Raw genomic sequence first — 23,777 nt, 5'->3', positions numbered from 1 at the left:
TAGCGGCGCGATTCATGCCGCTTAGGCAACTGGCGTCTTTGAGACGTGATTTTCGGCTCAAAGGCGAGGTGTCGAGACCGCGCTTTGGCTCGACCCGTCCGCCCACAGCGTTCCGGCCCATATTTGGCGAACGGTAGGCGGACAGAGTTTCACGTAACGGCAAGGCGGACAGCTACCACTAATCTAATCGAACAAGTAATTCAGTAAAAACTATCAGAAAGTATGGTGCAGTACATGACTTCAGTAATCTTTATGGGCACGCCGAAATTCTCGGCACCCATCCTTAGTAGTTTAATCGACCATGGCTATGACGTCTTGGCCGTGGTGACGCAACCAGATCGGCGCGTGGGACGGAAACACGTGTTGACCGCTTCCCCCGTTAAGGAAGTCGCGGTTGCCCACGACATTGAAGTGCTCCAACCACAGAAAATCTCGGGGAGTCCCGAGATGGCGCGGGCGATTGAACTGGCGCCGGATCTGATCGTGACGGCGGCCTTTGGTCAATTTTTGCCGACCAAGTTGCTCAAGGCAGCCAAGGTCGCAGCCGTTAACGTGCACGCCTCCTTACTGCCAAAGTACCGTGGTGGCGCGCCCGTGCATTACGCCATCATGAATGGCGACAAGGAGACCGGCGTGTCCATCATGTTCATGGAAAAGAAGATGGATGCCGGGGATGTCCTAGCGCAACGGGCTATTCCGATTACGGACCAAGACGACGTGGGCACCATGTTTGACAAGCTCAGCGACTTGGGCCGCGACCTCTTATTGGAGACGTTGCCAAAGCTACTAGCTGGTGAGATCACGCCGGTACCACAGGATGAAGAGCTGGTGACCTTCTCGCCGACCATCAAGTCTGACGAGGAACGCATTGACTTGACGCTCAGTGCGCACCTGATCGACTGCAAGGTCCGCGCATTGCGGCCAGCACCAATCGCCCACATTTACTTAAACGGCGTGCGGACCAAGCTGTGGCAGGTCACGGTCTTGGACCAAACGACCGACCTCAAGCCGGGATCATTGGTCAGCCATGACAAACACCACTTGGCGATTGCGACCGGGGAACACGGTGTATTAGGATTAGACGAGATTCAACCGGCTGGCAAGCCCAAGCTAAGTATCACGGACTTTCTGAACGGGACGAGCGACGCATTGACAATTGGCGAACAGGTGGCTGAATAATGACAAAAAACACGACACCGCGGGCTTTAGCGGTCGAAGCATTGACCCGAGTCGCAAACGGGGCTTACTCAAATTTACAACTGGAACAGACGTTAGAGAGTCACAATTTAAGTGACGTGGACCGGCGTTTCGTGACCAATTTGGTCTACGGAACGATCCAACACCAATTAACGTTGGAATATTACTTAGAAGGCTTCGTCAAGCCAAATCAAAAGGTCTTGCCTTGGGTCAAGATGACGCTACTCGTGGCGCTGTACCAGGAACTTTACCTGGACCGGGTGCCTAAACGAGCCATCTTCAACGAGGCCATTCAATTGGCCAAAGACCGGGGTCACGAAGGCATTCGGCGCTTTGTGACGGGTGTCTTGCACGCCATTGACCGTCAAGGCTTACCAGATCTAAGCAAGATTCAGGACCCGACACAGCGGTTGAGCCTGCAATACTCCGTGCCTGAATGGCTGGTAACGGCGATTCAAAAGCAGGTGGGCGACGACAAGGCCGTCAGCATTTTAGAAACCATCAACCAACCGGCCGCGCAATCCGTACGGGTCAACACGGCGGTGGCGACTAAAGAAGAAGTGGCCCAATCCCTGACGGATCAAGGCTACACGGTAACGCCAAGTGTGGTCGCTGCCAATGCCTTTCGCTTGGATGACAAAGCGGCCAACCAAAGCAACGTCTTTGAGACCGGTGAGCTGACGATTCAAGACGAGAGTGCCATGTTGCCGGTCGAAGCGCTGCAGGTCCGGCCTGGCGACCAGGTCTTAGATGCCTGTGCGGCGCCTGGGGGCAAGACCACCCAGATTGCGGCGTTGTTAGACGCCCATTCTGGTGGGAAGGTCACGGCGCTAGATCTGCATCCCAAGAAGGTCAACCTGATTGAAGCCAACGCAGAACGCCTGCACGTGGACGACCGGGTCGACGCCGTGGCGTTAGACGCCCGGAAGATCAACGACAAGTTCCCCAAGAAGCAATTTGACCGGATCTTGGTCGATGCACCGTGCTCTGGGTTGGGTTTGATTCGCCGGAAACCAGAGATTCGTTATGAAAAGACTGCCCAAGATATTCAACAGTTACAGCGAGTACAGCTGGGCATCTTGGACACAGTGAGTGAAAAATTAAAGCCGAACGGTATCCTGGTCTACAGTACCTGCACCATTTTAGACACGGAAAACGCGGACGTGGCGGCCAAGTTCTTGGCTGCCCATCCGGATTTCGAATCCATGCGGGTGCAAACGGCCTTAGACGTTAAGGCTGACCGGACCACGGACACGTTGAACATCTATCCGGATGATTTCGATTCAGATGGGTTCTTCGTGAGTGCCTTTCGGAAGAAGAAGTAGGGGTGACCAGTCATGAAAGTGGCATACCGCACGTCCATTGGCAAGCAGCGCAATGACAACGAGGATTATGTCGATGTTTTCACGAACTTAGCCGGCCAGCATCTGGCCATCATTGCCGATGGCATCGGTGGGCACCAAGGCGGCGACGTGGCAAGTGCCATGGCCGTTTCGCATTTGGGCCACGAGTTTGAGCAAACGAAGCTCACCACGCCGACGACGGCCAGTGAGTGGATCACGCAACAGATTACCGCGGAAAACCAGTCGATCATCGACAAGTCTAACCAGTTTGCGGACCTGAACGGCATGGGCACCACACTGGTGGCGGCGCTGTACTTTACCGAAGAAGTCGTCATTGCCAGCATTGGCGATTCCCGGGCCTACCTGTTACGGGACGGGCAACTGCGCCAGCTGACCGAGGACCATTCGTTGGTCAATGAATTGGTCAGACGCGGTGAGATCAGTCGTCAAGCGGCGCGCCATCACCCGCAAAAAAACGTCATCATCCGGTCGTTGGGCATTTCTGACGATGCCCGGTTTGACCTCAACACCTACCCACTGGTCTTAAATGATCAGCTGTTGATGTGTACGGATGGCTTGACCAACATGGTCGATGACCAGACGATTCAAGCCGTCTTGACCAGTGACCGGTCGGCCGAGGAAAAATGTGATTACTTGATTGAATTGGCCAATGACGCCGGGGGCCTCGATAACATTACCGTGTTGCTCCTGACCAACTTCTCACGGGAGGTGGCGGACTAATGCGGACGGGTTATACGTTAAGTGGCCGGTACCGCATCATTCGCGCGCTCGGTGAGGGTGGTATGGCCAACGTGTATTTAGCACACGATCTGATCTTAGACCGTGATGTTTCGGTAAAATTATTACGACTCGATCTGCGGGATGACCCCAGCACGATTCGGCGCTTTCAACGTGAGGCGTTGGCCGCGACTGAGCTGGTCAATCCCAACATCGTGCAGGTGTATGACGTCGGCGAAGAAAATGGGATGCAGTATCTGGTCATGGAATACGTCGAGGGGACCGACCTCAAGGCGTACATCAAGGCCCATTTCCCCATTGCCTATCAAGAAGTCATTCACATCATGGAACAGATTCTCAGTGCGGTGCAAACGGCGCATGAACACAACATCATTCACCGGGATCTGAAGCCACAAAATATTTTGATTGACCAGCACAAGGTCGCCAAGATCACCGACTTTGGAATCGCCGTGGCCTTGTCAGAGCATAGCCTGACGCAGACCAACACGGTGCTGGGTTCCGTGCACTATCTGTCGCCGGAACAGGCCCGTGGGGGGATGGCGACCAAGAAGTCCGATATCTATTCGTTGGGGATCATCCTCTACGAACTCCTGACGGGCACGGTCCCGTTTGAAGGCGAAACGGCGGTCTCCATTGCCCTGAAGCATTTCCAATCAGAGATTCCCTCGGTCCGTGAAATTGACCCCCGGATTCCCCAAGCATTGGAAAACGTGGTGCTCAAAGCTACGGCCAAACGGCCCGAAGACCGTTACGCCGACGCGGCGAGTATGGCGGCGGATCTAAAGACGTCGCTGTCGCCAAAGCGGGCGGGCGAAGTCAAATTCACGCCGGTCCAAGACGACGATGGGGAGACCAAGGTCTTGCCGTTGAGCGCCTTGAATCTGTCACAGCCTACTGACGCCAAGGCGGCGACGACGGATGCTTCGACATCCGCGGACCAGGCCAGTGCAAAGACCAAACCCACCGGGAAAAAGGGTCGAAAGAAGACCCGCCATCCCCGGCGGCGCAAGTTCTTGTTGGCCGGGTTGGTCGTCCTCCTGTTGGTGGCAGGCATCTTGATTGGGATGGCCCTCTTTCGGCCACAGATGACCAGTGTGCCTAGCGTGGCAGGTCGCACGGAAAAGGTGGCCAAGAGCCGGCTAGCCGATGCCTACTTAACGGTGGGCAAGGTGCACAAGACGGCGAGCGGGACAGTCAAGATTCACCGGGCCGTTCGTACCGAACCACGCTCGGGGACCCAGCTGAAACGCCACACGGTCGTTGATCTGTGGATCAGTACTGGGCCTAAGCGGTACCGGTTGGCCGATTACCAGGGGGATGCGTACGCCAGCACCGCTGCTAAGCTGGAGGCGTTGGGCTTTACGGTCCACCGCGAATCGGTCCACTCGACCAGTGTACCGGCTGGGCGCATCATGCAACAAAGCGTGCCGTCCGGAAAAAACGTCGTTCCGTCTCGAACGGATATCACGTTTACGGTCTCCACGGGGTCGGCAACGGTCACCTTGGCTGATTTGACTAACAAGACCAAGGCCCAGGCGCAAAGCTACGCCACCAACCACAACTTGAACCTGGCATTTGACTACGCCTACTCAAATGACGTGACCAAGGGCCGCGTCATCAAGCAGTCGCCGGGTGAGGGGGCCGTGGTCCAAGAAGGTGACGAGGTTACGTTGACCATGTCACGGGGCATGGAGAGTCAAAGCAGTTCTAGCGTCGATCAGTTCAGCGTTAACGTGAAGATTCCGTTTGACGATAGTGCTAGCGAAAGTTCCAGTGACTCGGACAGTGATGACGACAGCAGTAGCAGTAGTAGCTCGTCGGCCTCAAACCTGGTCCAGATCTACTTGAAGGACCAAGACCACTCACTCAGCACCATCTACAAGCAAATGACGATCACCTCAGACACCAGCGTGACGTTGCCATTCACCGTCGCTTCCGGCAAGGCCGGGGCGTACAAGGTGGTGCGTGACGGTCACGTGATTGCGTCGGATAGCCACGTGACGAAAAATTAAGAAAGTGCTGCAAATCAAGCGCAATTCTCGGTATAATGGGAATTGGGCTTTTTTGTCGTGGATGGGAAAACGGCCGTGCCAATGGTTAAGCGCATATTGATTGACGACCACTCGTCAAATTGCCGTACTGAACGTGTCAGTTACCTGCGGCTGCCAGGGGTTCCGCCTGCTCTGAGGAACGCGTTGCGGGATGTGTTGTCAGACGACTGGCTTAGTTGTGATATTTAACACAACTACAGTAAAACTAGTGCCAGCCTGAAAAGTAGTGTAAACTGGAAACAAACCCATAAAGGAGGCGTTGCATGTCAGAAGGACAGATTCGTCAATCGCTTAGTGGCTTCTACGATGTGTTTAGCGACGGTCAGATGTATCGGACCCGAGCACGGGGGAACTTTCGGAAACGCAAGATTACACCGCTGGTCGGGGATCGCGTGACCTTTGAAAGCTCGACACCGCAGGAAGGCTACATTTTAGAGATCTTGCCGCGTGACAATTCACTGACGCGCCCGCCCGTGGCCAACATTGACCAGGGGGTCGTCGTGACCGCCGTGGCCCAGCCGGAATTTTCGACTGGTCTGTTGGATCGCCAGCTGATTGCCCTAGAAGTGAGTGGCATTGCGCCCGTTATTTACTTCACGAAGACCGATTTGATCGATGATGACCGTTACCAGTATTTTGAAAAATTGGCGGCGGGGTATCGACAGGTTGGCTATCCGGTGATCTTGAGTCGTGAGCCGTTCTCGACAGCGGGGTTGGACCAATTCAAGGCGACCTTAGCAGATAAGGAAACGGTGATCATGGGCCAGACCGGGGCCGGTAAGTCGACGTTGTTGAATCACATTGCGCCAGACTTAGAGCTGGCGACGGGTGAGATCTCCACGGCACTGAATCGTGGGCGGCATACCACACGGAAAGTCAGTCTGATGCCCATCGCGGGTGGCTTAGTGGCCGACACGCCGGGCTTCTCATCTTACGAGACGCTGACGCTGGATTATCGCGAGCTGTGCCATTATTTCCCAGAATTCATGGCCTTGGCTGCCGATTGTCGGTTCCGCGGCTGTGTGCACGTCAATGAGCCAGGCTGTGCTGTCAAGGCGGCGTTGGCTGCTGGTGACATCATGCAGAGCCGGTACGACAATTATTTACAATTACTCACGTTGTTAAAGAATCAAAAACCAATTTATAACAAGAAGAAATGAGGAAGAGATTTTATGATTAAAGTAGCGCCATCAATTTTAAGTGCGGATTACGTGAACCTACAACCAGATATCGAAAAGGTCGACCAGGCGGGTGCCGAGGTCTTACACATCGACATCATGGACGGCAACTTCGTCCCAGCATTGTCTTACGGCCCCGGTTGGGTCAAGGCAATTCGGCCAATTACGAAGATGGTCTTGGATGTTCACATGATGGTTCAAAACCCAGAACGCTACGTTGAAGACTTTGCCAAGGCCGGCGCCGACATCATCGGGGTCCACGTTGAAGCAACGCCACACATTCACCGGGCTTTACAAATGATCCAAAACGCTGGGGCTACCCCAGAAGTTGTGATCAACCCGGGGACGCCAGTGGCGATGATTGAACCTGTCTTGGACATGGTCGGTCAAGTCTTGGTCATGACGGTCAACCCTGGCTTTGGTGGTCAGAAGTTCTTACACAGCACGGTCGCTAAGATCGCTGAACTGGATGCCATCAAGAAGGCCAAGGGGTATGATTTTGATATCGAAGTCGATGGTGGGGTCAACGATCAAACCGTTGTTGACTGCGCAAACGCCGGTGCCACGGTTGCTGTAGCTGGTTCATACGTCTTCAACGCCGACGACCCAGCTGCCCGGATTCAAGCCCTGAAGGACGCAACAAAATAATGCCTCGGGGCGGAACGTTTAATTTATTGGTGGGGGGCCCGAAGGCGGATTGGCCAGCGGACCTCACTGAAAAAATCGTTGGCCCCTGGATTGGCGTTGATCGGGGGACCTTGCGGTTGATCGAACACAATGTTCAACCGGTAGCAGCCATTGGGGATTTTGATTCCCTGGCCGCACCGGAGCTGCAACGTGTCCGGCGAAGTGTCAAAGATATTCGGCAGTCGCAACCCGAAAAAGATTTTACTGATACCCAAATGGCGGTGTCCGTGGCCTTTGGTGACTACGGCGCCGAACGGGTCGATATTTACGGCGCGACGGGTGGCCGCCTCGACCACTTTTTAGCGAACCTGTTTATCGTGCTGGAACCTCAGTACAAGCGGTATGCCAATCGCATTCGCTTGATCGATAAGCAAAACACGATTTCATTTTACCTGCCCGGTCACTACCAGCTGCGTAAAGAACCAGATAAAAATTATCTGGCCTTTATTCCGCTGACGTCCATCGACCATCTGAGCCTGATTGACGAAAAATACCAGCTACACGACGAGCCGATTCCGTATCCCATCTCATTGGCCAGCAACGAGTTTGTGGGCGAGACGGGGGAGTTTCAGTTCGACACCGGCGTATTGTGCGTGATCCAAAGCTGCGACACGTACGAGGCCCGGCACGAGTAGTCACAGGCATGGTGACACCAGGGTTTACGGGGACAAAATGAGTCTTTGAATGTCATGTGATCGGTGCTGGTCGCCTTACCGTTCGCCAAATTTGGACCGTGACGCTGTGGGAAGGACCGGTCGAAGCCAAAAATCGGTCTTCAACCTCGCTTCGAGCCGAAAATCGCGTCTCGAAGACGCCAGTTTCCAAGCAGACCACTTGAAAACGCCCACGGCTGAGTCCAAATTCAGCTCACTCTCGGCTATGTGACAGGTTACCCACTAGTGTGGACGAACGTTGCCATTTCAGCGATTTCTTGCAAGTTTTGTGGGTAATCTCCGACAGTCACAGGTGGCGGTGTGGACTACTTTAGTGTTCACAATCCTTGTCGGCTGAGTATTATCAACTTACAACTTTTAGTTGAAATAGTCTGTGTCAGCCGTGAGTGAAGTGAAATCTAGGCTCAGCCGGGGAATTTAGTAGCGATTTTGGCTACTAAATTGGTGACTTTGAGACGTGAATTTTCGGCTCAAAGCAAGGCTCGAGACCGAACTTTGGCTCGGGCCGTCCTCCCCCAGCGTTCCAGCCTAGACTTTCACGTAACGGTAGGCGGCCAGCATGATTTAAGGCCAATAAAAAAGCACCGACCAGCAAAAACTGGTTAGTGCTCTTAAGATTCATCGTGTCGTTAACTAGACGCGAGTGACCTTGCCTGATTTCAAAGTCCGAGCTGAAACCCAGACCTTCTTTGGCTTACCGTCCACTAAGATGCGAACCTTTTGCAAGTTCGGCTTCCAAGCGCGACGACTTGAATTCAAAGCGTGAGAACGCTTGTTACCGAAGCGCGTCCGCTTACCGTTGATAAAATCCTTTGCCATGGCGTAAACCCTCCTTTATGGATTCATTACTTTTAAAAAGCAGTGCTTTTTACTCACCTGACTAATTTACCATACTCTTTTGTCGAACGCAATGTTTTCTTTCAAGTAATTTTGCTTGACACTTATTTACCGTCAGAACACGCATTTTGGTCTTCCTATTTCTATTTTTGCGTGGGTTGTGGTAAGATTAATTTCTGTTAAGATTCTATATCCAGACAAGGAGGCTATTTCCATGGCCGTTAAGATTAAGACTCAGTACGGAACAATTGATATTACCAATGAAGTAATTGCGACCGTAGTTGGGGGTGCCGCGACTGATAATTATGGTGTCGTGGGCATGGCAAGTAAGAATCAGATTCGTGATAACGTTAATGATATTTTACGGCGGGAGAATTTCGCCCGCGGTGTGGTCGTACGTCAGGAAGAAAACGGCGTGGCCATTGACGTGTACATCATTGCCAGCTATGGCACGAAGATCTCTGAAGTGTCTCGTAGCGTGCAAGCTAAAGTCAAATATAACCTGGAAACCATGCTGGGGGTTACCGCAAACTCAGTTAACGTGATTGTCCAAGGGGTGCGGGTGTTGGCTGATTAGCCAGACGTACTGAAATCAAGGAGGAAACTTAGTTGAAAGTAACAGAAATTACTAATCTTGAGTTTGGTAAGATGGTCCAAGCCGCCTCGCAAAAGCTAAACCAAAACGCTGATTTTATTAACTCACTCAATGTTTTCCCGGTTCCAGATGGGGACACGGGGACCAACATGAGCCTTTCACTTCAAAGTGGGGCCAAGTACGAACGCGATGCCGATAGTACGGCCGTCGGGGTTCTGGCCGTTGCTTTGGCCAAGGGCTTACTGATGGGCGCTCGGGGAAATTCCGGGGTCATCTTGTCCCAAATCTTCCGCGGCTTTTCCAAAAAATTAGCCGACAAGCAAGTGTTGACCGCACAGGATTTGGCGGATGGCTTCGCAGCGGGCGCAGAAACGGCCTATAAGGCGGTTATGAAGCCAACTGAAGGAACTATCCTCACCGTCGTCCGTGAAGGGGCTCAGGCCGGTTTAAACACGGCTAAGCAATCCGACGACGTCTTAGCCGTGATGGATGCCGTGTTTGAGGCGGCCAAGGCGGCTTTGGCCAAGACACCAGACTTACTGCCCGTCTTGAAACAAGTCGGTGTCGTGGATTCCGGTGGTCAAGGGTTGACGTTTGTGCTCGAAGCCTTTAACGACTCATTGAACGGTCGCGTGGCTGAAGAGGGCGACTACAAGCCAGACGATGCTGAAATGGACGAAATGATCGATGCTGCCCACCACCAAAGCGTGCAAGGGAAGCTGGACCCCAACAGCATCAAGTACGGTTACTGTACAGAAATCATGGTCCGTATCGGCCGTGGGAAGCAAGTCAAGCACGACTTTGACTACGACACTTTCTACAAGTACCTGGCTGACTTAGGGGATTCTCTGCTGGTCGTGAACGACGAGGAAATCGTCAAGGTCCACGTCCACACGGAACACCCCGGCAAGGTCATTGCTTGGGGCCAAGAATTCGGTGACCTGGCTAAGGTCAAGGTCGACAACATGCGGATGCAACAAGAAACCATCATGGAACACGATGAAGAGGCCGGCAACGCACCTGTTGCAACGGCGCCTGAAGAAGCCCCAGCTGACACGGCCATCATTGCGATTGCGGCCGGTGAAGGCCTGGGAACGCTGTTCAAGAGCCTGGGTGTGACCCACGTGGTCAACGGTGGTCAAACCATGAATCCAAGTACGCAGGATATCGTGGATGCTATCAACCAGAGCCAAGCCAAACGCGCCATCGTGTTGCCCAACAACAAGAATATTTTCTTAGCCGCAGAACAAGCCGCTAAGGTCGCCGACATTCCCACTGTGATTGTGCATGCCAAGACGGTTTCACAAGGGATGACCGCGATGCTCGGGTACAATCCGGACGCTGAATTGGACGAAAACCAAGCAGCCATGGAAGACAATTTGAGCGCCGTGAAGAGTGGGCAGATCACCCACGCCATTCGCGACACGCAATTGGATGGCTTTGACATCAAGGAAGGCAATTACATGGGCATCGTCGACGGCACGATCAAGGTGACCGACGCTGACCTCTTAACGACCGCAGTGGCGACCGTTAAGGCCATGCTTGATGACGACAGTGAAATTGTGACGATCATTTATGGTGCCGATACCACGGCAGACGTGGCCGACCAACTGCAACAACAGGTCGCGGCCTTAGATGACGAACTAGAAACAGAAGTTCATGAAGGGGACCAACCGGTTTACCCATTCTTGATTTCGGTTGAATAACCGGTAAACGAAAAAAGATTGGGCTGACCGTCCAGTCTTTTTTTCGCTATCTAACTGACGGGAGGGAACGAAATGACAAGTTTAAGTGATAGCGTGGCGGCATTGGCCGGAGTCGGCCCCAAGCGGGTTCAGGCGCTAAACAGCCTGGAGATTGAAAATATCAATGACCTTTTGACGTACTTTCCCTTCCGTTACGAGGATCTGCAGGCCAAGGATCCGGCAGAACTGAGCGACCAAGCTAAGGTCACACTTAAGGGAACGGTGGCTGGTGCGCCTGTCTTGACGCGCTTTGGCCGCAAGAAAAATCGGTTGAACTTTCGGCTGTTGCTGGACGAACACAACGTGATCCCGGTGACCTTCTTCAATCAGCCGTGGTTGAAGGACAAGCTGGAAGTCGGCAATGATATCGTGGTCTACGGTCGCTTTGATGCCAAACGGCAGTCGCTGGCGGGGATGAAGATCTTGGCCAGCGCCGACAGCGGCATGGGGTCGATCTACCCGGCCAATAAGGAGATTCGTCAGGGCACGATTCAAAAGTTGGTAACGTCGGCCTACGAGGCCTATGAACCCGTGATCGTCGACCTGATTCCCGAACCCCTGCGCGAACAGTACCGCCTGTTACACCGCAAGCAAATGATCCACGACATGCATTTTCCAGCGGACGGTGCGGCCGCCCAAGCCGCGCGGCGGACGGCGAAGTTTGAGGAATTTTACTTATTTGAGTTGCGGTTACAAATCGTGCGCCAACAAGACCACACGCTACACGGTCAGGCGTTGCATTACGATTTGCCCAAGCTCAAGGCCTTCATCGATTCACTCCCATACGAATTGACGGGCGCCCAAAAGAAGGTCGTCAACGAGATCTGTTTCGATTTGAAACGACCGGTCCACATGAATCGCCTGTTACAGGGGGATGTCGGTAGTGGGAAGACCGTCGTGGCGGCCATCGCCATGTACGCCGCGATTACCGCGGGTGCCCAGGCCGCTTTGATGGCGCCAACGGAAATTCTGGCCGAGCAACACGCCAATAATTTGGCCAAGCTGTTTGCCGACTTTCCGGTCAACGTCGCCTTACTAACGGGGGCCACCAAGGCCAGTGCGCGCAAGACGTTACTGCCACAGATTGCCCAAGGCGGCGTCGACCTCTTGATTGGGACCCACGCCTTGATTCAACCGGAAGTGACCTATCATCAGTTGGGGTTGGCCGTGATCGATGAGCAACACCGTTTCGGGGTCAACCAACGTCAAGCCTTGCGTGAGAAGGGCCAACAACCCGACGTCTTGGCCATGACGGCAACGCCGATTCCGCGGACGCTGGCCATTACGGCGTACGGCGAAATGGACGTGTCGGTCATCAATGAACTGCCAGCCGGCCGGCAACCCATCAAGACCACCTGGATTCGTAGTAATCAGGTCGATGCCACGCTCCGGCAGGTCAAGGCGGAGCTGAGCACGGGGTCGCAAGCCTACGTGGTCACCCCCTTGATTGAGGAGTCGGAGGCCGTGGATATGAAAAACGCCGAGGCCATTTACGCGCGGTTCAAAGAAGAATTTGAACCCGAGTACAAGGTCGGTCTCCTACACGGCCGAATGAAAGACGACGAGAAAAATGCCATTATGGCGGCGTTTAAAGCCAATGAATTCCAGGTGTTAGTCGCCACGACCGTGATTGAAGTCGGGGTCGACGTGCCCAACGCGACGTTGATGATGATTTATGACGCCGATCACTTTGGCTTGGCACAACTGCACCAGTTGCGGGGCCGGGTCGGTCGGGGGACGCGCGCGTCGGCTTGTATTTTGATTGCGGACCCCAAGAACCAGTTGGCCGTGGAACGGATGACGACCATGACCAGTACCAATGATGGGTTCGTGTTATCGCAAAAGGATTTGGAATTGCGGGGCCCAGGTGATATTCTAGGGAGAAAGCAGTCTGGGGTGCCCGACTTCAAGGTGGGCGATCCCGTGGCGGACCTGAACATCTTGAGCGCCGCACAACAGGCCGCAAAGGAAACGGTGGCCGCACCTGATTGGGCGGACAAGGATGCCAATCTGGCCCTCGCCGCCTTCCTCAGCACCACCGCTCACCAAAACACGACCATGGACTAGACGTTATTGGTCGTGGTTGGCGACATGGCGGGGACTGACCGCCTTGCCGTTCCGCAAAACTAGGACTGGAACGCTGGGGAGGACGGCCCGAGCCAAAATGCGGTCTCGGACCTTGCTTTGAGCCGAAAGAACACGTCTCAAAGACACCAATTTATCAGCAAAGACCGCAGATAAATTCCCCGGCTGAGCCTAGTTTTGCTCCACTCACGGCTGACGTGGTGGGTGTCCACGACCGTCAGTTGGTGATTCATGGTGTGTTTAAGGTTCACGGATGTGTGTTGTCTGTGATGTTACATGGGGGTGTGCGCCTAGCCACGTTTGTGGTTGGGAAGTCTAGCCCATCTTTGCCGAACTATCGGCTACGGTGGTGGTAGCCTTGGCAGCTAGGTCAGTGTTTTACTGCCACTGTGGGAGTGAATCTGTCGATGACTCAGTGGTCGAGGATGGTTTAAGTCAGTATTGCTGACGAGGACCACCTAAGCCGAGAGTGAAGTGAAATCTAGGCTCAGCCGGGGAATTTCGTAGCGTACTTTGCTACGAAATTGGTGACTTTAAGACGGTGGGTTTCCGGCTTAAAGCAAGGGCGAGACCGTACTGTGGCTCGCCCGGTCCTTCCCCAGCGTTCCAGCCTAGAATTTCGCGTAACGGCAGGCGGCCAGCTCCCATCAATCTCGTCAGCCATTTTAAAACAATGAATCAAACCAAAAAATACCGTCTGAGCACGTAGACGTGATGCAAAGGAAGGGTACTCATGAAAATTGCCGTAGACGCAATGGGTGGCGATTACGCCCCCGCAGAAATCGTTAAGGGCATCGAATTGGCCCGGGATGCTTATCCGGACCTGGAATTTTTACTCTATGGTCAAGAAGAACAGGTCAAGCCGCTGCTGCAGGACAGCACGCGCATCGAGCTGATCTCGGCACCGGAAGTCATTGCCATGGAAGACGAACCGGTACGCGCCGTTCGCCGCAAGAAACAATCCAGCATCGTACTGGCCGCTACGGCCGTGCGTGAAGGCCAGGCCGACGCGTTCTTTTCTGCCGGCAATACTGGGGCCGTGTTGGCGGCGGGCCTGTTGATCGTCGGCCGGATCAAGGGCATCGACCGGCCCGGGTTGACCACGACTTTGCCCGTTTTGCGCAAGCCAGACCAGTCCAGCTTCGTCATGCTCGATGTGGGGGCTAACGCCGATACCAAGCCATTTAACGTGGTCCAATACGCCATCATGGGGCAGTATTACGCCCAATCCGTGATGCACGTGGCTAATCCCCGGGTGGGCCTCTTGAACAACGGGACCGAAGCGGACAAGGGTGACAAGGCGCACCGGGCCATTCACGACGCCTTATCAGCCATGGACGAAATTAATTTTGTCGGCAACGTGGAATCGCGTGAATTGTTAAATGGGGCCGCCGACGTGGTCGTGACCGATGGCTTTACTGGTAACGCGACGCTCAAGGCCATTGAAGGCACGGCCCTGTCCATGTTAAAGCTGATCAAAGGGGAAATCATGAGCGGCGGTCTCGGCGGTAAGTTGGGGGCCGGCCTGTTGAAACCCGTCTTCAAAAATGTTCAGAGTGCCATGGATTACTCGCAGTATGGTGGGGCGGTCCTGCTGGGCTTGAAAGCACCCGTGGTCAAGACGCATGGTTCCACGAAGGCACCAACCGTGAAGAACACCATCGGTCAGATCAGGGAGCTACTTGCCAGCAAGAGTGCCGACCAGTTAGTCACGTATTTTGCCGAACACGGTGACCAGATGGCGGCGTTGAAGGAATCCTTGAAGTAGCCAGCTATAATTGGCTAGACAAGGACCGGCAAAACGGTTAGACTACTTATTGAATACTGTGAGTGAGGGATTACAATGACAAAAGCAGAAATTTTTGACAAGATTGCGGACATCATCGCCGACCGGTTTGAAACCGACTGGGATGCCATCAACGACCAACTGAACTTCAAGCAAGACCTTGACGCCGATTCCATTGATTTCGTGGAATTCGTGTTGGAATTGGAAGACACGTTTGGCGCTGAGATTTCGGATGAAGATGCCGAAAAGCTAAACACGATTGGCGAAGTCGTTGATTACATCGACGCTCACCAAAACCAAGAAAAATAAACACTGAGCGAGTCCGGGCCGTCGATTACGTCGTCCCGGGCTCTTTCACGCTTTAGATGGGGCAAATTTCGGCGATTCGCCGAAAATTTTTGGCAAATCGCCGTTGTGGTGACCGGGTTCAGGTATAATAGGCATGTATGTCTTTAAATGAACGATAGGTACTGATAGAGTTACAGAAGAAATGAGGGAATTAGCGCGTGATTGCTGGATTAAATCAAGAGTTAGCAGAAAATTTTGATATTCATTTTAAAGATCAATCGTTACTCGACGAAGCGTTTACCCAAGCTTCGTACGTCAACGAACATCCCAATCAGGGGTTGAAATTTTATGAGCGCATCGAGTTCTTAGGGGATGCCGTGATGCAGCTGGTCGTCTCCAACTACATCTTCCGGCGTTACCCCAAGATGCCCCAGGGACGTTTGACGCGGCTACGGGCCGCCATGGTCAATGAACAGAGCTTTGCCAGCTTTGCTCGCGAATGCCATTTTGACAAGTACATTCGCTTGGGCAAGGGCGAAGAAAAGGCTCAGGCTCGGCAACGGGATTCCCTGTTGTGCGATATTTTTGAATCATTCATCGGTGCTTTGTACATGGATCAGGGATTGGAGAAGGTCGTGCCGTTCGTCACGAAGGTCGTCTTCCCCAAGCTCGATGAGGGCCGCTTCGACGAGTTCTTCGATCACAAGACCGAATTGCAAGAACTGGTCCAACAAAACGGTCCGGTCGACATCGACTACCGCTTGTTAGACGAAGAGGGGCCCGACAATGACCGGGCCTTCAAGGTCGCCGTGTACGTGGATGACAAGTTATTGGGCGAGGGCCACGGCCACTCGAAGAAACACGCGGAACAAAATGCCGCGCGCCACGCGTTGGCGAATTTGAAAGAAGAGTAAGGATGACTAACGATGCGGTTAAAGACATTAGAAATTAGCGGGTTCAAGTCCTTTGCGGATAAAACCCGAATTGACTTTTTGCCGGGGATGACTGGCATCGTCGGCCCAAATGGGAGCGGTAAGAGTAACATTTCCGAAGCCGTTCGGTGGGTCTTGGGGGAACAATCCGCCAAAAGCTTGCGGGGAAGTAAGATGCCCGACGTGATCTTTGCGGGTTCGGCTGACCGGCACCCGTTGAATCGGGCCGCCGTGTCGATTACGTTGGACAATAGCGATCACTACCTGAAGAGCGATTACACGGAGCTGACCATCAGTCGGATCTTGTATCGCTCGGGTGATTCGGATTACCAACTGAACGGGCAGAGCTGTCGACTCAAGGATATTACGGAACTCCTGATGGATTCGGGGATGGGGCAAGATTCTTTCTCCATTATTTCTCAGGGGCGCGTCGAGGCCATTTTCAACAGTAAGCCAGAAGACCGGCGCAATATCATTGAAGAAGTGGCCGGCGTTTACAAGTACCGGAAGCACAAGGAAAAGGCCCAGCGTGAACTGGACGACACCATGGCGTACCTGCACCGGGTCGAAGACATCATCGCGGAGCTGGAAGGCCGTGTGCAGCCGCTGGAAGAGCAGAGCAATCTGGCTCAGGATTATTTGGACCAGCAGCAGAAATTCGCACTGCTGGACCGAACCCAACTGGTGCGGCAATTACACACCGAGATGACCCAAAAGCAGACGGCTGATGCGCAGGTCACCGACAAGCAACAGCAGGTGGCCCAACACCAGGCGGCAGAAAAGACCCAAACGGAGACGGTCACGGCGTTAAAACGCCAACAGACCGAGCTGCTCACCCAAAAGGATGCGTTACAGGCACAGCTGGTGCAAGCCACCCAATTGGTCGAGCAACGGCAAGGCCAGGTCAATCTGTCCGGCGAGCAACAAAAGCACCAAGACGAACAACGTCAACGGTTAGAAGACCAACTGGCCACCCTGAAGGCCCAGTTGGCGGAAAATCAAGACGCGTTGACCCAGGCTCAGGCGTCCATCGATGAGTTGACGGCGGCGATGAAGACGGCAAAACGTGAAGCCCGCGAACTGACGGCGGCCACGGATCCCCAGACGATTGCGGACCTGCGTCAACAGCTGGAAGACCAGCGCGCAACGTATTTCGACCAGAAACAGGCCGTTGCCAACTGGCGTAACCAACGCCAATATTTACAACAGAATCAAGAACGCATGCAGCAACAAGGCAAGCGGGTGGCCGAACAATTGGCCACGTTACAGGACCAAGCCAAAGCGGCCCAACAGGCGGTCACTGAGCTAGATGCTCAGGCCACGACGCAAAAGGCCGCGTTAAACCAAGCGGAACAGGCCTTGGATACCGAAGCCGGCGCGTACCAACAGCACCAGCAACAGTACCAAACGCTCCAGCACAACTGGCAAGCAGCCCTCGAGGTCTACCAACGCGCGCAGACCAAGGCGGCGAGCCAACAGGCGTCTTCCGCGGAATACGGCGGCTTTTATCAAGGCGTCCGGGCCATCTTGAAGCAACGGGACCATTTCCGGGGACTCCTCGGGGCGGTCTCAGAACTCCTGACAGTGCCCGAACGCTACACCACCGCGGTGGAATACGCCTTGGGCGGCCAACTACAACAGGTCGTGGTCGATGATGAAACGACGGCCAAGGCCGCGGTCGGATACCTGCGTGAGCACCGGGCTGGGCGGGCAACGTTCCTGCCCCTAAGCACGGTGCATGGGCGGCAACTGGATCACAACACCTTACAGCAGGTCCGCAATTTGCCGGGCTTCTTGGGAGTCGGGAGTGATCTGGTCAAGATCGACCAGGCCGCCGAAACGATTTTAGGCTACCTATTGGGCACCACCATTTTTGCGGCCAATCTAGATACGGCCGTGGCCATCAGCCAGCGGATTCACCACCGGTATCGCGTGGTGAGCCTGGCCGGTGACGTGGTTAGTGCCAGTGGGGCCATCACGGGGGGACAAACGCGGCAGACTCACAGTAGCGTGCTCCGCCAACAACAAGAGCTCCAACAGCTCCAGGCCAGCATTGCGCAAATGCAGCAGTCGCTAAACGCCCAGGAAGCCAAGATCAAGGCGCAACGGGCGGCATTGGCGACCAGCGAGCAGAAAAGCCAAGACTTACAGAGCACCATCAATGACCTACAACCCAAGTGTCGGCAATTGGACGACCAGTTGGCCAGCGCCAAGACGACGTTGGACCAGGCCAATCGACAGGTCAAGGCCGCTGAGCTAGAAATTCAGCAGGCTCAGGCCAGTGACGCCGATGACCAGAGCAGTCAGCTGGCCCAACAGATTCAAGCCGGCGAGGCCCAGGTAACCACTACGGAAAAGGCCATCACAGCGTTACAACAAAAGATCACCATGGTCACGGCGGAGCAGTCACAAAAGCAAACGGCTTTAACGGCCAAACAGACCTGGCTGGCCGGTGCCAAGGAACGCCATCAACAACAGCGTGACACGGTCAAGTCGTTGCTGGCCGACATTTCCGCAGATCAGCAGCAGGTGGCACAGGTGTCCGCCCAGCTGACTGAGGTGACCCAGCAAACGGCCCTCACGCCGGCTGCGGCCAAGCAACAATTGGCCCAGGCGCAAGCGGACCGGGAGACCGTCCAACAATCGTTGACGGCGACCGATGAGCAGTTGACTACGGTCAATGATCAGTTGGCAACCGCCGAGACGGCCAATCAACGGACCAGCGGCTTACTGCAACTGGCCAATGATGATTTCCAAGCGGCCCAGGTCCAGCAGACGCGTCTGGCGGCACTGATCGACCAGCAACAAAATCAGTTGGCTGAGAAGTATCAGCTGAGTTTGGCGGCGGCCGAACAGGATGTCAGCGATTTGCCGGCCGATGAACTGGCCGTGCAGTTGAAGCTCTTGAAGAAGGGCTTAGACGAGATTGGGACGGTCAACGTGAACGCCATCGATGAGTATCGTGAGGTCAAGGAACGCTACGACTTCTTGACCCAGCAACGCGATGACTTGGTCACGGCCAAGGAACAATTGACGGCCACCATGACCGAACTCGATGGTCAAGTCAAGAGTCGGTTCAAGGCCAGCTTCGACCAAGTGGCGGCGAAATTCACCGCGACCTTCAAGCAGATGTTTGGCGGTGGCAAGGCCGAATTGGTCTTGACTGACCCGCATGATCTCTTGACGACTGGCGTGGACATCATGGCCCAGCCACCGGGCAAGAAGTTCCAGAACATGGGCTTACTTTCCGGGGGCGAGCGGGCGTTGACGGCCATCACCTTATTATTTGCTATCTTACAAGTTCAACCCGTTCCGTTCTGTATTTTGGATGAGGTGGAGGCGGCCCTTGACCCGGCCAACGTGACCCGGTTTGCCCGCTACATCCACCAATTCCAGGACCAGACCCAATTTATCGTGATCACCCACCGAAAGGAAACCATGGTGCAAGCCGATATCCTTTACGGGGTCACGATGCAAGAATCCGGCGTCTCAAAAATGGTCGCCGTTGATTTGGACCAAGAAACCACTCAGGAAAGGAAGCAATCCTAATGGGATTATTTGATATTTTTCGTCGGCGTGCCAAAAAGGAACCCACCAGCGAGGCGCCGGCTAGTAGTGAAGCGGCGGTCTCTTCTGCGGCCAGTGAGGCTACACCTACACCGGACAGTGCCAGTGAAACACCCGTCGCTAGCAGTGCGGCGACTAGCGAGGTGGCACCTAGCAGCGACGCCAGTAGTGCAGTGGCAAAATCTAGCGCTCCGGAATCGGTAGCCAGTGAGGCCACGCCCCAATCTTCAGCGGTAGCCGAATCTGCTACTGAAGCCGAGTCAGCTGCCGAATCCGTCTCCACCAGTGAGGCGGCTTCTAGCGCGGCAGAGTCCAGTGCACCGGCAACCTCGGTGGCACCAACGTCGGTGGCCAGTGAAGCACCAATGGCTGAAAGTGAAGCACCAGTCAGTGCGGCGGCTGAACCCGCAGCTGCCAGTGAGGCACCAACCACGACGTCGGCCGCAACAGAAACACCGGCTGCGGCACCAGCAGCGCCAGCGGAAAAAGCCGCTGAATCCGCCGAGAAGACGGACGAACAGCTCTACGACAAGGGATTGGAAAAGACTCGGACCACATTTGGCCAACGACTGAACGCCTTATTGGCGAACTTCCGGCACGTGGATGAAGGCTTCTTCGATGACTTGGAGGAGACCCTGATTGGCGCCGATGTTGGCTTTGACATGGCCGTTAAGCTCAGCGATGAGTTGCGTGACGAGGTCAAGTTGCAAAATGCTAAGAAGTCCGCGGACGTGCAAAATGTGGTGGTGGAAAAACTAGTCGAGATTTATGATGCGGCTGGCAATAACGAAAGTACCGCGTTGAATATGGCCAGTGAGGGGCCAACCGTGATCCTATTTGTCGGGGTCAACGGTGTCGGCAAGACCACGACCATTGGGAAGATGGCCAACCGGTTCCATCAAGACGGTAAGAAGGTCTTGTTGGCGGCGGCCGATACATTCCGGGCCGGGGCGACCGAGCAATTGGACGTCTGGGCGAAACGGGCTGACGTGGACATTGTGACGGGTAAGCCACAATCCGATCCCGCCGCGGTGGTCTTTGACGCCGTGCAAAAGGCTAAGCAGGAAGACTACGACATCCTATTCGTGGATACCGCGGGCCGGCTGCAAAATAAGGTCAACCTGATGAACGAGTTGGAGAAGATGAAGCGAATCATCACCCGAGAAATTCCGGACGCGCCGCACGAAGTCTTGTTAGTCTTGGACGCAACGACGGGGCAAAATGCCTTGACGCAGGCCAAGCTGTTCAAGGAATCCACGGACGTGACCGGAATTGTCTTGACCAAGCTGGACGGAACGGCGCGTGGGGGAATCGTGTTGGCGATTCGCAACGAGCTCCACGTACCCGTGAAGTTCATTGGCCTGGGCGAACAGATTTCAGACTTACGGCCATTTGATCCGAATGAGTTTGTCTACGGCTTGTTTAAGGGCTTAATTGATGTCAATGCTTTGGAGAAAAAGGCTTAATTTTTTTACTGGAAGCGACCGACGCTGATATTGGCGGGTGGTCGTTTTTTGGTTAGCGTCAGGTTTGCAGTTTAGGCTTGGGCGGCATCGGTAACCGTTGGAATCTGGAACCAGCTGGGGAATGCCCTGAAGTAACCTTGTTAGACGTTATGTCAGCTTGGAGTTAACTGGGCAATCAGTCTGATAAGGGCTAAACGGTTGGTCATGTGAAAGTACTATTGTAGCCGAGAGTTCGCCAAATATGGGTTCAGCCGAGGTGTCGAGACCGGTCTTTGGCTCGACCCGTCCGCCCACAGCGAACCGACCCATATTTGGCGAACGGTAGGCGGCCAGCGCCAACCATGTTGAACATACCAACTGATTTCACGTTTACCAGTGAAATCAGCTAAAAAAATTGACGAAACCGCGAAAAATCGGTATTCTGGTAGAGTGTGACACGAACTGGAGGACCATCATGGAAATTGAAAAAAATTATCGGATTAATTCCTTATTTGCGTTCTACCAGCCGCTACTGACCGCAAAGCAGAATAATTATATGCAGTTATATTACGGTGATGATTATTCACTGGGCGAAATTGCAGAAGAGTTTAACGTGAGTCGCCAGGCGGTTTACGATAATCTTCGGCGAACGGAAAAAATTCTCGAGGATTATGAAGCCAAGCTGCACCTTTATCAAGAATTTACGGCACGCAATGCGCAGGCTGACGAGATTCAGGTCTACGTGGCGGCCAAATACCCGCAAGATGCCAAGCTCAATCGGTTGGTCGTGGGACTCGAAAATCTAGAAGAACAATGAAAGTTAGGTGGCAAAACGAATGGCGTTTGAAGGATTAACTGAACGACTACAAAACGCAATGCGCAAGCTTCGAGGCAAAGGTAAAGTCTCTGAAAGTGACCTGCGCGAAACCATGCGAGAGATTCGACTGGCCTTACTGGAAGCTGACGTTAACTTTACCGTGGTCAAGGACTTTGTGAAGCAGGTTCGTGACCGGGCCATGGGGGCCGATGTCTTAGAAGGCTTGAACCCTGCCCAACAAATCGTCAAGATCGTTGACGAAGAGTTGACCAAGACTATGGGGGACGAAGCAGTTCCGTTGAACAAGTCCGCCAAGATTCCAACGATCATCATGATGGTCGGGCTCCAAGGGGCCGGGAAAACGACGACCGCTGGTAAATTGGCCCTGAAGTTGAAAAATGAAGAAAACGCGCGACCGTTAATGATTGCGGGCGACGTTTACCGGCCAGCCGCCATTGACCAATTGGTTCAAGTGGCTGCCGGCATTGACGTTCCCGTCTTCCAGCTGGGGACCGACGTGGATCCCGTGGAAATCGTTCGCCAAGGGTTAGCCCAGGCGGAAAAGGACCACAACGATTACGTCATCATCGATACGGCTGGTCGTTTACAGATCGACGAGCAACTGATGGATGAGCTGGCCAACATCAAGGAACTAGCGCACCCAGACGAAATCCTGTTGACGGTCGATGCCATGACGGGGCAAAACGCCGTGGCCACCGCCGAAGGGTTTAACGGTAAGCTCGACGTGACCGGGGTCGTTTTGACCAAGTTAGATGGTGACACCCGTGGTGGGGCCGCATTGTCGATTCGCTCCGTCACTGGCAAGCCAATCAAGTTCATCGGGCAAGGGGAAAAGATGACCGACTTAGACGTCTTCCACCCCGACCGGATGGCGTCACGGATCTTGGGCATGGGCGACATGCTCTCCCTGATTGAAAAGACCCAAAAGGAATACGACGAGAAGCAAGCCAAGGAACTGACCGAAAAGATTCAGGAAAATTCCTTTGACTTCAACGACTTCTTGGACCAGATCGAACAGATCCAAAAGATGGGGCCAATGGATGAGCTGATGAAGATGATTCCCGGAATGGCCAATAACCCGGCGCTGAAAAACGCCCAGGTCGACCCCAAGGATATGAATCATTTGAAGGCCGTCGTCTACTCGATGACGCCCCAAGAACGGACCAACCCCGACGTGTTGAACCCTTCACGGCGGCGACGGATTGCGGCTGGTTCTGGTCGACCGATTCATGAGGTGAACCGGATGATCAAGCAGTTCAACCAAATGAAGAAAATGATGAATCAAGTCTCCAAGGGCAACATGTCCGGGATGGAGCAGCTCATGGGCAACTCTGGCATGGGCGGCGGCATCGGTGGCCGGATGCAAAAGATGGCCATGAACCGGATGACGCGGCAAATGAAAAAGAATAAAAAGAAACGGCTGAAGCGCAAAAAGCGGCGTTAGGCGTTAGTGAAGGGCAGTGCTGGCATAAGGTCAGCGCTGCTTTTTGATGCAGACAACTGCCAACTCTACGCGTAAGGTGGCAGTCGTTTCCTGTCCAGATTCACCGATCACGTGCCAGTCCAAACGGGTAATAGCTGGGAATAATTTAGCGAAAACTTACCAACACTATTAACTTTTTGATGACTTTTGGGTAGACGGCGAGCAATTATTCCGGTATACTACCCCTAAAGCAACCATAAGGGAGTAACTAGCAGAATATTTCTGCGGCAATACCCGTCAGCAAGATGCTTTTGGCCCGGTGATGTGGGTCAATCCGGGATTGCCTT

The 23,777-nt window shown here is 54.0% G+C and carries 18 protein-coding genes; 17 read left to right on the top strand and 1 reads right to left on the bottom strand.

The window, feature by feature from the left end:
* Nucleotides 1-234 precede the first annotated feature (234 nt).
* The 7 genes from fmt to NGM66_RS05600 all read left to right on the top strand — a co-directional run bounded on the left by fmt (nt 235) and on the right by NGM66_RS05600 (nt 7,850).
* On the top strand, nt 235-1,179 hold the full coding sequence (gene fmt, locus NGM66_RS05630) for a methionyl-tRNA formyltransferase (protein ID WP_208909817.1): 945 nt from the start codon (nt 235-237) through the stop codon (nt 1,177-1,179).
* Nucleotides 1,179-2,522, top strand: a complete 1,344-nt coding sequence (gene rsmB / locus NGM66_RS05625) for a 16S rRNA (cytosine(967)-C(5))-methyltransferase RsmB (RefSeq protein ID WP_208909815.1) — start codon at nt 1,179-1,181, stop codon at nt 2,520-2,522. Before fmt ends, rsmB begins: the two co-directional genes overlap by 1 nt.
* 12 nt (nt 2,523-2,534) lie before the next feature.
* Nucleotides 2,535-3,281 carry a Stp1/IreP family PP2C-type Ser/Thr phosphatase gene (locus tag NGM66_RS05620; RefSeq protein WP_258115438.1) on the top strand — a complete coding sequence of 249 codons (747 nt, stop codon included), beginning with the start codon at nt 2,535-2,537 and terminating at the stop codon, nt 3,279-3,281.
* Entirely contained in the window at nt 3,281-5,311 is a 2,031-nt protein-coding gene (gene pknB, locus NGM66_RS05615; RefSeq protein WP_208909811.1) for a Stk1 family PASTA domain-containing Ser/Thr kinase, read from the top strand. Before NGM66_RS05620 ends, pknB begins: the two co-directional genes overlap by 1 nt.
* 302 nt (nt 5,312-5,613) lie before the next feature.
* The gene (gene rsgA, locus NGM66_RS05610) at nt 5,614-6,510 is read left to right on the top strand and encodes a ribosome small subunit-dependent GTPase A (RefSeq protein ID WP_208909809.1); all 897 of its coding nucleotides are present in this window, start codon (nt 5,614-5,616) and stop codon (nt 6,508-6,510) included.
* 12 nt (nt 6,511-6,522) lie between these two features.
* On the top strand, nt 6,523-7,176 hold the full coding sequence (rpe, locus tag NGM66_RS05605; protein ID WP_135367930.1) for a ribulose-phosphate 3-epimerase: 654 nt from the start codon (nt 6,523-6,525) through the stop codon (nt 7,174-7,176).
* Nucleotides 7,176-7,850, top strand: coding sequence for a thiamine diphosphokinase (locus tag NGM66_RS05600; protein ID WP_208909808.1), 675 nt, complete (start codon nt 7,176-7,178; stop codon nt 7,848-7,850). Before rpe ends, NGM66_RS05600 begins: the two co-directional genes overlap by 1 nt.
* Nucleotides 7,851-8,522: 672 nt before the next feature.
* Here the strand turns inward: NGM66_RS05600 and rpmB are convergent.
* Nucleotides 8,523-8,708 carry a 50S ribosomal protein L28 gene (gene rpmB, locus NGM66_RS05595; RefSeq protein WP_125575175.1) on the bottom strand — a complete coding sequence of 62 codons (186 nt, stop codon included), beginning with the start codon at nt 8,706-8,708 and terminating at the stop codon, nt 8,523-8,525.
* A 232-nt stretch (nt 8,709-8,940) separates the two neighbouring features.
* On the opposite strand from rpmB, the gene NGM66_RS05590 reads away from it, so the two are divergent.
* From NGM66_RS05590 to ffh, 10 genes are all read left to right on the top strand, one after another.
* Nucleotides 8,941-9,303 carry an Asp23/Gls24 family envelope stress response protein gene (locus NGM66_RS05590; protein WP_125575174.1) on the top strand — a complete coding sequence of 121 codons (363 nt, stop codon included), beginning with the start codon at nt 8,941-8,943 and terminating at the stop codon, nt 9,301-9,303.
* A gap of 32 nt (nt 9,304-9,335) precedes the next feature.
* Nucleotides 9,336-11,027 carry a DAK2 domain-containing protein gene (fakA, locus tag NGM66_RS05585; RefSeq protein ID WP_208909807.1) on the top strand — a complete coding sequence of 564 codons (1,692 nt, stop codon included), beginning with the start codon at nt 9,336-9,338 and terminating at the stop codon, nt 11,025-11,027.
* Nucleotides 11,028-11,099: 72 nt separating this feature from the next.
* Entirely contained in the window at nt 11,100-13,133 is a 2,034-nt protein-coding gene (recG, locus tag NGM66_RS05580; protein ID WP_208909806.1) for an ATP-dependent DNA helicase RecG, read from the top strand.
* Nucleotides 13,134-13,884: 751 nt separating this feature from the next.
* On the top strand, nt 13,885-14,919 hold the full coding sequence (gene plsX / locus NGM66_RS05575; RefSeq protein ID WP_208909800.1) for a phosphate acyltransferase PlsX: 1,035 nt from the start codon (nt 13,885-13,887) through the stop codon (nt 14,917-14,919).
* 75 nt (nt 14,920-14,994) lie between these two features.
* The gene (gene acpP / locus NGM66_RS05570) at nt 14,995-15,246 is read left to right on the top strand and encodes an acyl carrier protein (protein ID WP_208909798.1); all 252 of its coding nucleotides are present in this window, start codon (nt 14,995-14,997) and stop codon (nt 15,244-15,246) included.
* Between the two features lie 197 nt (nt 15,247-15,443).
* Nucleotides 15,444-16,139, top strand: a complete 696-nt coding sequence (gene rnc / locus NGM66_RS05565) for a ribonuclease III (protein ID WP_208909795.1) — start codon at nt 15,444-15,446, stop codon at nt 16,137-16,139.
* A gap of 12 nt (nt 16,140-16,151) precedes the next feature.
* Entirely contained in the window at nt 16,152-19,706 is a 3,555-nt protein-coding gene (gene smc, locus NGM66_RS05560) for a chromosome segregation protein SMC (RefSeq protein ID WP_208909793.1), read from the top strand.
* Complete coding sequence (ftsY, locus tag NGM66_RS05555) at nt 19,706-21,190, top strand: signal recognition particle-docking protein FtsY (RefSeq protein WP_208909789.1); 1,485 nt, start codon at nt 19,706-19,708, stop codon at nt 21,188-21,190. The genes smc and ftsY overlap by 1 nt, the downstream gene beginning before the upstream one ends.
* A 454-nt stretch (nt 21,191-21,644) precedes the next feature.
* A complete protein-coding gene (locus NGM66_RS05550; protein ID WP_258115437.1) occupies nt 21,645-21,986 on the top strand; it encodes a putative DNA-binding protein in 342 nt (113 codons plus the stop codon).
* Between the two features lie 19 nt (nt 21,987-22,005).
* The gene (ffh, locus tag NGM66_RS05545) at nt 22,006-23,451 is read left to right on the top strand and encodes a signal recognition particle protein (RefSeq protein ID WP_208909786.1); all 1,446 of its coding nucleotides are present in this window, start codon (nt 22,006-22,008) and stop codon (nt 23,449-23,451) included.
* Nucleotides 23,452-23,777 lie beyond the last annotated feature (326 nt).

The sequence above is a fragment of the Levilactobacillus yiduensis genome (assembly GCF_024718525.1).
GTDB classification, from domain to species: domain Bacteria; phylum Bacillota; class Bacilli; order Lactobacillales; family Lactobacillaceae; genus Levilactobacillus; species Levilactobacillus yiduensis.
This window is presented reverse-complemented; position numbering and strand designations above follow the sequence as displayed.

What these genes read in the sequence shown, in the direction of transcription:
- NGM66_RS05590 (WP_125575174.1), top strand. Translation starts at nt 8,941, where the DNA reads ATGGCCGTTAAGATTAAGACTCAGTACGGAACAATTGATATTACCAAT.
- acpP (WP_208909798.1), top strand. Translation starts at nt 14,995, where the DNA reads ATGACAAAAGCAGAAATTTTTGACAAGATTGCGGACATCATCGCCGAC.
- rpmB (WP_125575175.1), bottom strand. Translation starts at nt 8,708, where the DNA reads ATGGCAAAGGATTTTATCAACGGTAAGCGGACGCGCTTCGGTAACAAG.
- ffh (WP_208909786.1), top strand. Translation starts at nt 22,006, where the DNA reads ATGGCGTTTGAAGGATTAACTGAACGACTACAAAACGCAATGCGCAAG.
- NGM66_RS05550 (WP_258115437.1), top strand. Translation starts at nt 21,645, where the DNA reads ATGGAAATTGAAAAAAATTATCGGATTAATTCCTTATTTGCGTTCTAC.
- NGM66_RS05600 (WP_208909808.1), top strand. Translation starts at nt 7,176, where the DNA reads ATGCCTCGGGGCGGAACGTTTAATTTATTGGTGGGGGGCCCGAAGGCG.
- smc (WP_208909793.1), top strand. Translation starts at nt 16,152, where the DNA reads ATGCGGTTAAAGACATTAGAAATTAGCGGGTTCAAGTCCTTTGCGGAT.
- ftsY (WP_208909789.1), top strand. Translation starts at nt 19,706, where the DNA reads ATGGGATTATTTGATATTTTTCGTCGGCGTGCCAAAAAGGAACCCACC.
- rsgA (WP_208909809.1), top strand. Translation starts at nt 5,614, where the DNA reads ATGTCAGAAGGACAGATTCGTCAATCGCTTAGTGGCTTCTACGATGTG.
- rsmB (WP_208909815.1), top strand. Translation starts at nt 1,179, where the DNA reads ATGACAAAAAACACGACACCGCGGGCTTTAGCGGTCGAAGCATTGACC.
- plsX (WP_208909800.1), top strand. Translation starts at nt 13,885, where the DNA reads ATGAAAATTGCCGTAGACGCAATGGGTGGCGATTACGCCCCCGCAGAA.
- rpe (WP_135367930.1), top strand. Translation starts at nt 6,523, where the DNA reads ATGATTAAAGTAGCGCCATCAATTTTAAGTGCGGATTACGTGAACCTA.
- pknB (WP_208909811.1), top strand. Translation starts at nt 3,281, where the DNA reads ATGCGGACGGGTTATACGTTAAGTGGCCGGTACCGCATCATTCGCGCG.
- fmt (WP_208909817.1), top strand. Translation starts at nt 235, where the DNA reads ATGACTTCAGTAATCTTTATGGGCACGCCGAAATTCTCGGCACCCATC.
- NGM66_RS05620 (WP_258115438.1), top strand. Translation starts at nt 2,535, where the DNA reads ATGAAAGTGGCATACCGCACGTCCATTGGCAAGCAGCGCAATGACAAC.
- recG (WP_208909806.1), top strand. Translation starts at nt 11,100, where the DNA reads ATGACAAGTTTAAGTGATAGCGTGGCGGCATTGGCCGGAGTCGGCCCC.